This is a genomic window from Herbaspirillum frisingense (assembly GCF_047325095.1).
GTDB lineage: Bacteria > Pseudomonadota > Gammaproteobacteria > Burkholderiales > Burkholderiaceae_D > Herbaspirillum > Herbaspirillum frisingense.
Genome location: NZ_CP168558.1, coordinates 973628 through 987820, shown reverse-complemented (window position 1 = coordinate 987820; position 14193 = coordinate 973628). Strand labels below are relative to the sequence as shown.

At 62.0% G+C, this 14193-nt stretch carries 9 protein-coding genes; 3 read left to right on the top strand and 6 right to left on the bottom strand.

Annotation, left to right across the window (positions count from 1 at the left end; genetic code table 11):
* Positions 1–42: 42 nt before the first annotated feature.
* The 4 genes from ACEOAC_RS04590 to ACEOAC_RS04575 form a co-directional block, all read right to left on the bottom strand.
* On the bottom strand, positions 43–4719 hold the full coding sequence (locus ACEOAC_RS04590) for a glutamate synthase-related protein (RefSeq protein ID WP_241813286.1): 4677 nt from the start codon (positions 4717–4719) through the stop codon (positions 43–45).
* A 184-nt stretch (positions 4720–4903) separates the two neighbouring features.
* Complete coding sequence (locus ACEOAC_RS04585) at positions 4904–5635, bottom strand: REP-associated tyrosine transposase (RefSeq protein WP_413444042.1); 732 nt, start codon at positions 5633–5635, stop codon at positions 4904–4906.
* 190 nt (positions 5636–5825) lie between these two features.
* Positions 5826–6797 carry a TerC family protein gene (locus ACEOAC_RS04580; RefSeq protein ID WP_039877220.1) on the bottom strand — a complete coding sequence of 324 codons (972 nt, stop codon included), beginning with the start codon at positions 6795–6797 and terminating at the stop codon, positions 5826–5828.
* A gap of 61 nt (positions 6798–6858) precedes the next feature.
* A complete protein-coding gene (locus tag ACEOAC_RS04575) occupies positions 6859–7179 on the bottom strand; it encodes a zf-TFIIB domain-containing protein (protein ID WP_077235955.1) in 321 nt (106 codons plus the stop codon).
* 165 nt (positions 7180–7344) lie between these two features.
* On the opposite strand from ACEOAC_RS04575, the gene nhaR reads away from it, so the two are divergent.
* Entirely contained in the window at positions 7345–8319 is a 975-nt protein-coding gene (gene nhaR, locus ACEOAC_RS04570; RefSeq protein WP_413444041.1) for a transcriptional activator NhaR, read from the top strand.
* A gap of 339 nt (positions 8320–8658) precedes the next feature.
* On the opposite strand, the gene ACEOAC_RS04565 is transcribed toward nhaR, so the two are convergent.
* On the bottom strand, positions 8659–9522 hold the full coding sequence (locus ACEOAC_RS04565) for a LysR substrate-binding domain-containing protein (RefSeq protein ID WP_413444040.1): 864 nt from the start codon (positions 9520–9522) through the stop codon (positions 8659–8661).
* A gap of 131 nt (positions 9523–9653) precedes the next feature.
* Here ACEOAC_RS04565 and ACEOAC_RS04560 point away from each other — a divergent pair, with 131 nt between their 5' ends.
* Positions 9654–10895 (top strand): YbfB/YjiJ family MFS transporter, encoded by a 1242-nt coding sequence (locus ACEOAC_RS04560; protein WP_413628709.1) that lies wholly within the window; start codon positions 9654–9656, stop codon positions 10893–10895.
* A 55-nt stretch (positions 10896–10950) separates the two neighbouring features.
* Here the strand turns inward: ACEOAC_RS04560 and ACEOAC_RS04555 are convergent, their stop codons facing one another.
* Positions 10951–12453 carry an AMP nucleosidase gene (locus ACEOAC_RS04555; RefSeq protein WP_077235958.1) on the bottom strand — a complete coding sequence of 501 codons (1503 nt, stop codon included), beginning with the start codon at positions 12451–12453 and terminating at the stop codon, positions 10951–10953.
* A gap of 586 nt (positions 12454–13039) precedes the next feature.
* On the opposite strand from ACEOAC_RS04555, the gene ACEOAC_RS04550 reads away from it, so the two are divergent.
* Positions 13040–14107, top strand: coding sequence for a type II asparaginase (locus ACEOAC_RS04550; RefSeq protein WP_241813282.1), 1068 nt, complete (start codon positions 13040–13042; stop codon positions 14105–14107).
* Positions 14108–14193 lie beyond the last annotated feature (86 nt).

The window sequence follows — 14193 nt, the reverse complement described above, 5'->3', positions numbered from 1 at the left end:
GGCGTGCTTGATTGACTCGAAAGTTACGCTGGTTGATGACGATCAGGCAGCGACCTTCTCTTTCTTCGATTGGGCAGCGGCGGCCAGCTCGGCCAGCGCACGCTTGTACTCCGTCGGGAATACCTTGACGAACTTGGCACGCGATGCCGCCCAGTTATCCAGCAGGTAGCGCGCACGCGTGCTGCCGGTGTACTTGAAGTGACGCTCAATCAAGCCGCGCAGGATGGCTTCGTCGGTCTGGCGATCGCCACCGCGCAGCAGGCTGTGCCAGATGTCGCGGTTGACGGTCTGTTCCTGTTCGGTGTCCGACAGGACCTTTTCCAGGCTGACCATGGCGGTGTTGCACTTGCCGGCGAAATCACCTTCCGGGTCATACACGTAGGCGATGCCGCCCGACATGCCGGCTGCGAAGTTGCGGCCGGTATTGCCCAGCACCACGACGGTGCCGCCGGTCATGTATTCGCAACCATGGTCGCCGGTGCCTTCCACTACGGCGGTGGCGCCCGAGTTACGGACTGCGAAGCGTTCGCCAGCCACGCCGTTGATGAAGGCTTCGCCGTTGATGGCGCCGTACAGTACGGTGTTACCGGAGATCATGTTGTCCACGGCGCGGCCACGGAACTCGGTGTTGGGACGCACGATGATGCGGCCACCCGAGAGGCCCTTGCCGACGTAGTCGTTGCCTTCGCCGACCAGGTCCAGGGTCACGCCCTTGGCCAGGAAGGCGCCCGCCGACTGGCCTGCGGTACCTTGCAGCTGGATGTGGATGGTGTCATCCGGCAGGCCTTCGTCGCCGTAACGCTTGGCGACTTCACCCGAGAGCATGGCACCGACGGTACGGTTCAGGTTCTTGATCGGGGAGATGAAGGAAACCTTCTCGCCCTTTTCCAGCGCGATCTTGGCTTGCGCGATCAGCTTGTGGTCCAGTGCCTTGTCCAGGCCGTGATCCTGGAAGTCGGTGTGATACACCGGCAGCTTCGATTCCGGCTGATGGAAGATGCGGCTGAAGTCCAGACCCTTGGCCTTCCAGTGGGCGATGGCCTTGGAACGGTCCAGCAGGTCGGCGCGGCCGATCAGCTCGTCGAACTTGCGGATACCCAGCTGGGCCATGATCTGGCGCGCTTCTTCGGCGATGAAGAAGAAGAAGTTGACCACGTGTTCCGGCTTGCCGGAGAACTTGGCGCGCAGCACCGGATCTTGCGTGGCCACGCCCACCGGGCAGGTGTTCAGGTGGCACTTGCGCATCATGATGCAGCCTTCGACCACCAGCGGTGCGGTGGCGAAACCGAATTCGTCCGCGCCCAGCATGGCGCCGATGACGACGTCGCGACCGGTCTTCATCTGGCCGTCGGCCTGCACGCGGATGCGGTTGCGCAGGCCGTTCAGGACCAGGGTCTGTTGGGTTTCGGCCAGGCCCAGTTCCCACGGCGAACCTGCATGCTTGATCGAGGACAGCGGCGAAGCGCCGGTGCCGCCATCATGGCCAGCGATGACCACGTGGTCCGACTTGGCCTTGGCCACGCCGGCAGCCACGGTACCCACGCCCACTTCGGAGACCAGCTTGACCGAGATCGAAGCACGCGGATTGACGTTCTTCAGGTCGTGGATCAGCTGTGCCAGATCTTCGATGGAGTAGATGTCGTGGTGCGGCGGCGGAGAGATCAGGCCCACGCCCGGCACCGACACGCGCAGCTTGGCGATGTATTCGGAGACCTTGTGGCCCGGCAGCTGACCGCCTTCACCCGGCTTGGCACCCTGCGCCATCTTGATCTGGATCTGGTCGGCGGAGATCAGGTATTCGGCGGAGACGCCGAAACGGCCCGACGCCACCTGCTTGATGCGCGAGCGCAGCGAATCGCCTTCCTGCAGCGGGATATCGACTTCGATGTGTTCGCGACCGATTTCCGAGGCCAGGGTGGCGCCCTGCTTGATGGGGATGCCCTTCAACTCGTTGCGGTAACGGTTGACGTCTTCACCACCTTCACCGGTGTTGGACTTGCCGCCGATGCGGTTCATGGCGATGGCCAGGGTGGCGTGGGCTTCGGTCGAGATCGAGCCCAGCGACATGGCGCCGGTGGCGAAGCGCTTGACGATTTCCTTGGCCGGTTCCACTTCATCGATGGAGATGGCGCGCGACGGATCGATCTTGAACTCGAACAGGCCACGCAGCGTCATGTGGCGCTTGGACTGGTCGTTGATGATCTGGGCGTATTCCTTGTAGGTGTTGTAGCTGTTCGAACGGGTCGAGTGCTGCAGCTTGGCGATCGCGTCCGGGGTCCACATGTGCTCTTCGCCGCGGATGCGGAAGGCGTATTCGCCACCGGCGTCCAGGGCGTTGGCCAGCACCGGGTCGCTGCTGAAGGCGGCGGTGTGCAGGCGCAGTGCCTCTTCGGCCACTTCGAACACGCCGATACCTTCGACGTTGGAGGCGGTGCCCTTGAAGTACTTGTCCACCAGCGCCTTGGACAGGCCGATGGCTTCGAAGATCTGCGCGCCGCAGTAGGACATGTAGGTCGAAATGCCCATCTTGGACATGACCTTCAGCAAGCCCTTGCCGACTGCCTTCTGGAAGTTGTAGATGGCCTTTTCCGGCGACAGGTCGCCCGACAGGCCCTTGGCCATGTCGGACAGGGTGTCCATGGCCAGGTAGGGGTGGATGGCTTCGGCGCCATAACCTGCCAGCAGGGCGAAGTGGTGCGTTTCGCGGGCCGAGCCGGTTTCCACCACCAGGCCGGTGGAGGTGCGCAGGCCCTTGCTGACCAGGTGCTGGTGGATGGCCGAAGTAGCCAGCAGTGCCGGGATGGGCAGCTGGTCGGCATCGACCTTGCGGTCCGAGATGATCAGGATGTTGTGGCCCGACTTGACCGCATCCACGGCCTTGGCGCACAGCGAGGCCAGGCGGGCTTCGATGCCTTCCTTGCCCCAGGCGACGGGGTAGCAGATGTTCAGTTCATAGGACTTGAACTTGCCGCCGCTGTGGGCGCTGATGTTGCGCAGCTTGGCGATGTCGTCATAGTCCAGCACCGGTTGCGACACTTCCAGGCGCATCGGCGGGTTGATGTTGTTGGTGTCCAGCAGGTTGGGCTTGGGGCCGATGAAGGACACCAGCGACATGACCAGCGCTTCGCGGATCGGGTCGATCGGCGGGTTGGTCACCTGGGCGAACAGCTGGCGGAAGTAGTTGTAGAGCGTCTTGTTCTTGTTGGACATGACGGCCAGCGGCGAGTCATTGCCCATGGAACCGATGGCTTCCTCACCGCCCGTGGCCATGGGGGCCATCAGGAACTTGATGTCTTCCTGGGTGTAGCCGAAGACCTGCTGCAGGTCCAGCAGCTTCAGGGACGACGACGGCTGGCGTGCCTCTTCCTTCAGTTCGTCCAGCTTCACGCGCACCGAGTTGATCCACTGCTTGTAGGGCTTGGCGTTGGCGTAGGTATCCTTCAGTTCCTTGTCGTCGATGATGCGGCCGGCGTCCAGGTCGATCAGGAACATCTTGCCCGGTTGCAGGCGCCACTTCTGGATGATCTTGGATTCGGGAATGGGCAGCACGCCGGATTCGGACGCCATCACCACCAGGTCGTCATCGGTGACGATGTAGCGTGCCGGACGCAGGCCGTTACGGTCGAGCGTACCGCCGATATGGCGACCATCGGTGAAGGCCAGCGCGGCCGGGCCGTCCCACGGCTCCATCATGGCGGCGTGGTATTCGTAGAAGGCGCGACGATTGTCGTCCATCGAGGTGTGGTTTTCCCAGGCTTCGGGCACCATCATCATCATCGCCTGCGGCAGCGGATAGCCGGCCATGACCAGCAGTTCCAGCGCGTTATCGAAGCTGGCGGTGTCGGACTGGCCTTCATAGATCAGCGGGAACAGCTTCTTCAGGTCCGAACCCAGTACGGCCGACTGCATCACGCCTTCGCGGGCGCGCATCCAGTTGAAGTTGCCCTTGACGGTGTTGATTTCACCGTTGTGGGCGATCAGGCGGTACGGGTGGGCCAGCGGCCATTCCGGGAAGGTGTTGGTGGAGAAGCGCTGGTGCACCAGGGCCAGGGCCGAGACGCAGCGCTCGTCCTGCAGGTCCTTGTAGTACACGCCGACCTGGTCGGCCAGCAGCAAGCCCTTGTAGACCACGGTACGGGCCGACATCGAGGGCACGAAGAATTCCTTGCCGTGCAGCAGGTTCAGCGCCTGGATGGCGTGACCGGAAGACTTGCGGATCACGTAGAGCTTGCGTTCCAGCGCGTCGGTCACCATCACGTCGGGGCCACGGCCGATGAAGATCTGGCGGATCACCGGCTCTTTTTCGCGCACGGTCGGGGACATCGGCATGTCGCGGTCCACCGGCACATCGCGCCAGCCCAGCACGATCTGGCCTTCGGCCAGCACGGCGCGTTCGATTTCCTGTTCACAGGCGATGCGGGAGGCGTTTTCCTTGGGCAGGAACACCATGCCCACGCCGTATTCGCCGGGCGGCGGCAGGTCCACGCCCTGCTTGGCCATCTCTTCGCGGTAGTACTGGTCGGGAATCTGGATCAGGATACCGGCACCATCGCCCATGAGCGGGTCGGCACCGACCGCACCCCGGTGATCCAGGTTCTTCAGAATGAGCAAACCCTGGTCAACGATGGAATGGGATTTCTTGCCCTTGATATGGGCGATGAAACCGACGCCACAGGCGTCATGTTCATTTGCTGGGTCGTAAAGGCCTTGCGCGTGCATAACGGAACTCCACCACATTGACAGTAAGGATTTGAAGAATAGTGCACTGCACCCAATAGTTCAATAAAAATAATTAGGGTCGGAGTGCAATTTTAATCCCTAGAAATTTCATGATTTTTTAATTAGGGACAGAGTTATCGCGAACGAGTGCAAGTCGTTGATCAGAAAAGAGAATTTTTAATGACTACGCATCCTGGGCTGCCGCCGCGTCTTCGTCGTCGATGACCACCCGCACGTTGGCAGGCCGGCCACGCTTGGCTGGACTGACGCGTCGATGGGTCTGGCGCTCCAGGCCCTGCTTGAAATCTTCCGAGCCCAGCGCCCAACCCTTGAGCGTGGCATCGGTGATGCGCTCCACTTCGGCTCGCGCCAGCCCATCTTCGGTGAGCTGTCGATAGGCGATCTCACGATCGAAAGGAGTGTTGCCAATCGACCAATATTGAGGATGGTCGGTGATCAGGCCATCCTGCTTGGCGCCGATGTGATGCATGTAGCTGGACCACGGGTACTCCCCGGGGCTGGCCACCAGGCCATTGCGCACGGGGTTGAGCTCGATGTAACGGCAGACGGCGAGCAGGTAGAGCTCGGCGTCGATGACGGTGGCACGATAACGCCCCTGCCACAGGGTGCCACTGCGCCCGTGCTTCTGGTTGAAATAGGGAACATAGTGGCGCCCTATCCACTGCATCATCCGTGCCAGGCCCTGGTCATCGGCAGGCGTGGCCAGCAGGTGCAGGTGGTCCGGCATGAGCACGTAGGCATGTACCGCCACCTTGAATTGCCGCGCAGCATCCTTGAGCCAGCCCAGGAAAGCCTGGTGATCGTCGGCATCGCGGAAGATGACCAGACCGTCATGACCGCGCTGGATAATGTGATGAGGCTGGTTGGGAACGACGAGACGGGGAAGGCGGGCCATGGCGAACGCTGCAAACCGGTAGGGAGGAGGCGCTATTCTAATGCACTCCGTCCCCAATAAAAGCACGTTGCCGAATCGGCATGACCGAATTGCAAAAATCCGGAATCATCTCGAACGGTGACGAGCATAAAAAAACCGGCCAGATTGCTCCAGCCGGTCAAGCCCCACGTTGATCTGTCTGCAAGTGCCGTTAGCTGGCGCTCTTTTCCTTACCCCTGGTCATCACCAGGCTGGCGATGATGGAAATCAGCAGGATGGCGCCCACGATGGACAGCGACACCAGCACCGGCACGTGGAACCAGTAGGCCAGCAACATCTTGCCGCCCACGAACAGGAGCACCAGGGCCAGGCCGTACTTGAGCAGGTGGAAGCGCTCTGCCGAATCCGCCAGCAGGAAGTACAGCGCCCGCAAACCCATGATGGCGAACATGTTCGACGTGAAGACGATGAACGGATCCTTGGTAATGGCGAAGATGGCCGGGATGCTGTCCACCGCGAAGATCACGTCGGAAATTTCGATCAGCAGCAGGACCAGCATCAGCGGGGTGAAATAACGCACGCCATTGATGCGGGTGGTGAACTTTTCACCGTCGTAGTCGTTGCTGATCTTCATATGACCACGCAACCAGCGCAGCAGCGGGTTATCGCCCAGGTCGGCTTCCTTGTCGGCGAAGATCAGCATCTTCACGCCGGTGAAGACCAGGAAGGCACCGAAGACGTACAGGATCCAGCTGAACTGCGCGATCATCCAGGCACCCAGCAGGATCATCACGGCACGCATGACGATGGCACCCACCACGCCGTACAGCAGCACGCGGCGCTGCATCTCGGGCGGCACGGCGAAGTAGCTGAAGATCATCAGGAACACGAAGATGTTGTCGACCGACAGCGCCTTCTCGATCAGGTAGCCGGAGAGGAACTCGGCCCCCTTCTGGTTGGCAAATTCACGGCCGACGTTGGCATCCAGGTACCACCACATCAGGCCGGCGAACAGGAAGGCCAGCGACACCCAGCCCAGCGACCAGCCCAGTGCCTCCTTGGGAGTGACGCGGTGGGCATGGCGGCCGCCGAGGGCGAACATGTCCAGCGCCAGCATGCCCAGCACGAATACGATGAAACCGCCCCACATGGGCAAGCTTGCGAAACTCTCTACGCCGTTCACGATAGACCTCTCTCTTCTTTTCTATTTTCTGACTGCATTGATGCGTGATGGGTGGCCGGACTCAGTCGAAATCGAAGATCTCGCCGAGGAAGCCTTTTTTCCTGCGCTTGTGATCATGACCGTAGCTGCCGTGGTCATGGCGAGTGCCATGGCCGAAGCGCGGGTCGTAGCCCGGCGGCTGCGGCTGCTGTGGCATCGGCACGCGTACTTGCTGCGGCACCGGTGCTGCCGCCGTCATCTGGCTGGCTGCAGAGCGCTCGATCAGTTTGTCCAGCTCGCCGCGATCAAGCCATACACCGCGGCATTGTGGGCAGTAATCGATCTCGATGCCCTGGCGCTCCGAGATCAGCAGGTTGTGAGATGTACAGACGGGACATTTCATCAGGCTTCTCCTTGATGTCAGTGATGGCAACTGCGGCAGACATGTTGATAACTCATGTTCACACCGGACAAGGCGCTACTTTAGGCCAAAGCCTGATGAATGAAAATTCGAATATTCTGAGATAATCCATCGGAAAAACCGAAGTATTGAAAGCGGGAGTTCCACATGGCCAGCCTGAACTACAAGCATCTGCACTACTTCTGGACGGTCGCCAAGAGCGGTGGCGTGGCACGCGCAGGCGAACGGCTGCACCTGACGGCGCAGACCATCAGCGGCCAGATCAGCCTGTTCGAGGAAAGCCTGGGCTACAAGCTCTTCAAGCGGGTGGGCCGGCGGCTGGAGCTCAACGATGAGGGGCGCATGGTGTTCGATTATGCCGAACGCATCTTCAGCCTGGGCGAAGAACTGGAAGAAGCGCTGCGCCTGCGCCCTGGCGGACGCGCCCTGCAGTTACGCGTCGGGGTGGCCGACGCGGTGCCCAAGGCGATTGCCTACCTGCTGCTGGAAAGCGCACTGGCCATGCCGGACCCGATCCGCATCATCTGCCGCGAAGGCAAGCTCGACGTGCTCCTGGCTGACCTCGCCATCCACAAGCTGGACATCATCATTGCCGACAGCCCCATGCCGCCCAATGTGGACGTGCGCGGCTACCACCACCTGCTGGGAGAGTGCGACACCAGCTTCTTCGCCACGCCCGAGCTGGCCCGGCGCTATCGCAAGGATTTCCCGCGCAGTTTCGATGGTGCGCCCTTCCTGATGCCCGGCGAGGACGCCGCCGTCAGGCCGCGCCTGCTGCGCTGGTTCGAAAAGGAAAAGATCCGCCCGCAGATCAGCGGCGAATTCGACGACGGTGCGCTGCTGCTGGCCTTCGGCGACGCCGGCGCCGGCATCTTTGCCGCACCGTCCGCCATCGCCGCGCAGATCCGCAAGCAGTACGGACTGGTGGAAATCGGCAGGACCGATGCCATCCGCGAACAGTTCTATGCCATCTCGGTGGAGCGCAGACTGACGCATCCTGCGGTGCTGGCCATCCAGTCGGCCGCACGCGGCAACCTGCTGGTCGGCAGCGCGGGCAGCACGTCCGAAGAGCCACCTGCACGACGCAAAGCCGCAACCGTCGCCGGTGGGCGCCGGAGCTGAACCTGGATAGTCAAGCAGACAAGAAACACCACGAAGAAATCGGCAACGGTGAGCATATGCACTCACCAAACATCACAGGCCTTACACAAACCGCCCATCACTTTGGTACAAGGCTGATTGTCACGGTCTCGCCACGTCAGAAAAACCGGAGGGACAAAAGAAAAACCCCACGTCCCTTGCGAGCCGTGGGGTAAATCCCATTCTCGGGGGGGAGAATGGAGGGGGAACTTCAATATAGGGAAATCAATGTGCCGTCGCAGCGGTTTTTACAAATGGTTACACCCTCTTTATATGCTGCACGGCAGTACATATTTGCATCAATCCATATGATCAAATATATCAAACACTCGCCATAAGTAAAGAACGCAGCGCCAGGAAGGAGGCGGAGTAGCGATCCCGTCTACTGATCAGATAAGTGGTGACACGACCATCGCGGCCGAGCGAGTGGGTGGCGAACCCATGGGGCTCCATCTGCATTGCGATCACCGAGCGCGGCACCACCGCCACGCCGGCCCCGGCCGCCACGCATGCCAGGATGGCGTGATAGGACGCCAGCTCCAGCGTACGCACCGGCGCACCACCGCGACCATGGGTGGCAAACCAGGTCTGCGCGTGGCGGCGATAGGCGCAGCCTTGCTCGAAGACAATCAGCGTGTCCAGCGTGACATCCTCCGGTGAACGCACGCGGCGATGGCTGCGCGGTGTCACCAGCATGAGTTCTTCCTTGAACAACGGCGTGGCATCGAAGGCCGGATCATCCAGATGACCGGCCACCAGTGCAGCATCAAGCTTGCAGGCGCGGACCTGGGCCACCAGTACGTCAGTGGGCGCGGTGGAGAGCTCCAGACGCACTTCCGGCCAGCGTTGGTGGAATTCGGCCAGGGGCGTCGGCAACCGGCTGGCAGCAGTGCTTTCCATCGACCCGATGCGCAGCCGACCGCGCGGGCTCTGCGGAGCGACAGCGTGGCGAGCCTCCTGCACCAGATCGAGGATGCGCTCGGCGTAATCCAGCAGCGCCTCGCCAGCCGCGGTCAGGACCAGGCGCCGGCGGTCGCGGACGAACAGCGGCACGCCCATGGACTCCTCCAGTTGCTTGATGCGCGTAGTCACATTCGACTGCACCCGGTTCAGGCGCTCGGCCGCCCGGGTCACGCCGCCCTCGGCCACCACGGTGCGGAAAATCTCCAGTTCAGCCAGTTCCATGCGGTTCTCTTGCCTTTTCCTGTGTTCTCGAAAAAAGATGAAGTCATTCTAATTATTCATTTTTTCGAATGACCGGAAAACGATAGCATAGACACCTGTCCCTGACACTCCCCCATCCATCGATCGCCGCCATGACCGCCATCCCTCCCTCCGCCCGCCCCCTCGCCACCCCATCCCGCCACGGCATGGCATGGAAGGTCTGCCTGTCGGGCATGGTGGCGCTGTCGGTGGCGATGGGGATCGGTCGCTTCGCCTTCACGCCGCTGCTACCGATGATGCTGCACGAGGGCAGCCTGTCACTGCAGATGGGCGGCTGGCTGGCCACGGCCAACTACCTGGGTTATTTCGCTGGCGCCATGCTGTGCGCCTTCCATCGCAGCAAACGCGGCGTGGCAATGCTGCGCGGCGGGCTGGTGGTGACCATCCTGCTCACCCTGGGCATGGGCGTGCTGCATCAGGACTGGGCCTGGTTGTGGATGCGCTTTCTCTCCGGCGTGGCCAGCGCCTACGTATTCGTCTATACCGCCGGCTGGTGCCTGCAGCAGCTGACACAACTGGGCCGGCCGGAACTGGGCGGGGTCATTTTCTGCGGCCCCGGCCTGGGGATCGCCATCACCGGGCTACTTTCCGGCCCCATGATCGCGGCCGGCTGGCTGGCCGCGGGCGGCTGGATCGCCTTTGGCGTCATAGCACTGGCCCTGACGGCAGTCGTCTGGAAATCCTTCAGCTTCGATGCCGGGCGCGGCCTGAGCGTGCACAGCGACCCGCTCCATGGCGAGGCATCCAAGGCCGTCGAGAGCACCCAGCAGAAACGCGAAGTGCTGGTGCAGGTGATCGCCTATGGTATCGCCGGCTTCGGCTACATCATCACCGCCACCTTCCTGCCCGTGATCGCACGCCAGGCGCTGCCGGGCTCGGCCTGGCCGGACTACTTCTGGCCCATCTTCGGCCTGTCGGTCGCGCTGGGCGCCTTCAGCGCCACCCGCTTGTCGGTACAGGGCGATCAGCGCCTGCTGCTGACCGGCGCCTACCTGATGCAGGCGGCCGGGGTGTTACTGTCGATCATCTTCCCCAATGCACTGGGTTTCGCGCTGAGCTGCCTGTTGCTGGGCCTGCCCTTCACCGCCATCACCCTGTTCGGCATGCGCGAGGCGCGCCGCCTGCGCAAGGAACAGGCCAGCAGCCTGATGGCCCTGATGACGGCCGCCTACGGCATCGGCCAGATTGCCGGACCGCCGCTGGCCACCGCGCTGGTGCACGGCAGCGGGTCCTTCACGCCTTCGCTGTGCGTGGCGGCGGCCACCTTGCTGATCGGTGCCGGGCTGTATTACCGCCTGACGCGCAGCCATCCGTTGCCACGCCAGACCGCCTGAATGAAAAACGCCCGCGACATCCACTGTCGCGGGCGCATTCCTGCTGCATTGCCGATCAGCGGAACGCCGGTTCCGCAAAGCTGCGTAACTTGCGGCTGTGGACCTGTTCGATACCATTGTTGCGCAACAGCTCCAGCGCACGGATACCGATCTGCAAGTGCTGTGCCACGCGCTGCTCGTAGAAGGTATTGGCCATGCCGGGCAGCTTGATCTCGCCGTGCAGCGGCTTGTCCGACACGCATAGCAAGGTGCCATAAGGAACCCGGAAGCGGAAGCCGTTGGCCGCGACAGTGGCGCTTTCCATGTCCAGCGCAATGGCGCGACTCTGCGAAAAACGCAGCAGCGGCATGCGGTGGTCACGCAACTCCCAGTTGCGGTCATCGACCGAGGCCACGGTACCGGTGCGCATGATGCGCTTCAATTCATAACCTTCCAGCCGGGTGATGCTGGCCACCGCATCCTGCAGCGCCAGTTGCACTTCGGCCAGCGCCGGAATCGGCACCCACAGCGGCAGGTCGTCATCGAGCACGTGGTCATCGCGTACATAGGCGTGCGCCAGCACATAATCCCCCATCCGCTGCGACGCCGACAGCCCGGCGCAATGTCCCAGCATCAGCCAGCCATGCGGACGCAGCACCGCCACGTGGTCGGTGACCGTCTTGGCATTGGAAGGACCGACACCGATGTTGACCAGCGTGATACCACTGCCATCGGCCCGCTGCAGGTGATAGGCCGGCATCTGCGGCTGGCGTGCCGGTGCCACGCCGGAAGCGGCCCGCGTCTCCAGGCCTTCCTGATTGGCGCTCCAAGTGGTGACATTGCCGGGCTCCACGAAAGCGGTGTACTGACGCCGATAGGCCAGTTCCTCCGGATCGTCGGTCGGCTCCATCAGGCGCCGTCCGAGGCGCACGAACTCATCGACGTAGAAGGCATAGTTGGTGAACAGCACATAGCGCTGGAACTGGTCCGGCGAGGTCGCCGTGTAATGGCGCAGGCGATGCAGTGAATAGTCGATGCGCGGCCCGGTGAACAAGGCCAGCGGATGCACACCCTCGCGCCAGGCGCCGTTGTCCACCTCGTAGCTACCGTTGGCGATGCGATCGTCCATGGTCGCCAGGTCCGGCAGATCGAAGTAGTCGGGCAAGGTACGCAGGTGCTCAGGGTCGAGACTGCCCTCGACGTGTATGCCCTCGGGGAAGGCGAAATGTACCGGAATGGGCATGTCGCTCACACCGATTTCCAGTGGCACCTCATGGTTCTGCAGCACCAGCTTGAACTGCGCCAGCAGGTACTGGTGGAACAACTGCGGTCGCGTCAGCGTGGTCTCGTAACAGCCAGGGCCGGCCACGAAGCCGAAGGACTGGCGGGTATCGGTATGGGTGGATTTTTCGGTGGTGATGCGCACGAAGGGATAGCAGGCGCGCACCCGCTGCGACATGCCCTGCCCGCTGGAGAACTGGCGGAAGGCATCGCGCAGGATGGCGGTGTTGTGCTCATAGATTTCCAGCACGCGTGCATAGGCGGCTTCGGGATTGGTGAATTTTTCTGTGGCAAACATCGTGTTCTCCATCATTGCCGCGCGCCGCGCCGGTGTGGGGTCGAACTGCGCTGGAGCGGCGCGGCCGGTCTGGCCGGTCATTCATCGAAACAACTTGTGCGCAGCACCATCTTACCTGAGAGCGGCGCGTTTCATGCAGCACGCAGCAGGCTGCGATGAGGCGGCACAACGGCCGGCTTGTCCGCCTTTCCGACCTGCGCATTCGGTGATATCTTCCAAGCTCTTCGCTGCGGTTTACTTATTTTCCCCGGTTATCCCTCGCCCTTTGTCGCAGACCTGCGGCACGTGTCTACATCGATCCGTCAGCGCGCTGTCAGTTGCGAGTCATTCCGCCCGCCTGACAACGTTCAAAGCAGCCATTTTGCACGAAACTTGCATTTCATCCCCTCACAAAGCCTTTTGCGATGCGGCTTTCTCACCGCGTAAAAAATCCTTTGATCGTCACGCGAGCCGGTGCTATCGTGTCGGCGCTTTTGCCGTGATGACAATACGCAGCCAGCCTGTGTCCTTCCCGGTGAAGCAAGCCAATAAAACTAACAAAAATCCGCTCAGAGAAATCCGTACAACCACAGCTACCGAGGTACACATGCTCATCAGAAAATTCTTCCAGCAGATGCTGGTCCTGCTCTGCCTGGCCGCAGCCGCCGCTGCACAGGCCCAAACCCTGCCCAACGTGGTCATCCTGGCCACCGGCGGCACCATCGCCGGCACCGGCGCCACCAGCACCACCACGGTTGGCTACACCGCCGCCAAGGTCGGCGTGGATGCGCTCATCGCCGCTGTCCCTGAACTCAAGAAGGTCGCCAACGTGCGCGGCGAGCAGGTCATGCAGATCGCCAGCGAGAACATGAACAACGACGCCTGGCTCAAGCTGGCCAAGCGCGTCAATACCCTGCTGGCACAGAGCGACGTGGACGGTATCGTGATCACCCACGGCACCGACACCATCGAAGAAACTGCCTACTTCCTCGACCTGGTGGTCAAAAGCAAGAAGCCGGTGGTGATCGTGGGCGCCATGCGTCCGTCCACCGCCATCAGCGCCGATGGTCCGATCAACCTGTACAACGCCGTGCTGCTGGCCGGTTCCAAGGAAGCCGTTGGCAAGGGCGTGCTGGTGACCCTGAACGACCAGATCAACGCCGGTCGCGAAGTCACCAAGACCAACACTTCCACGATGGACACCTTCAAGACGCCGGAACTGGGCTTCCTGGGTTACATCCAGGGTAGCAAGCCCTACTTCTACCGCCAGTCCACCCGCAAGAACACGGTCGACACTCCGTTCGACATCATGAACCTGGACAAGCTGCCGCAAGTGGACATCGTCTATGGCTACGCCAACATGAACCCGATCGCGCTCAACGCCTTCGTCGCTGCAGGTGCACAAGGCATCATCCACGCCGGCGTCGGCGATGGCAGCCTGAACAACACCGTGCTGCCGTCCCTGAGCGAAGCACGCAAGAAGGGCGTGGTCATCGTGCGTTCCAGCCGCGTCGGCCAGGGCATCGTGGCGCGCAATGGCGAAGCCGACGACGACAAGCTGGACTTCGTCGTCTCCGACACCCTGAACCCGCAGAAGGCGCGCATCCTGCTGATGCTGGCCTTGACCAAGACCACCGACAGCAAGGAAATCCAGAAGATGTTCTGGGAATACTGATCCGGCCTGCGGCGTCAGTCTTACGCATTACTGCACTATCCGCCCGCTGCCCGCCCTGTGCGCAGCGGGCTTTTTCTTGGCCGGAA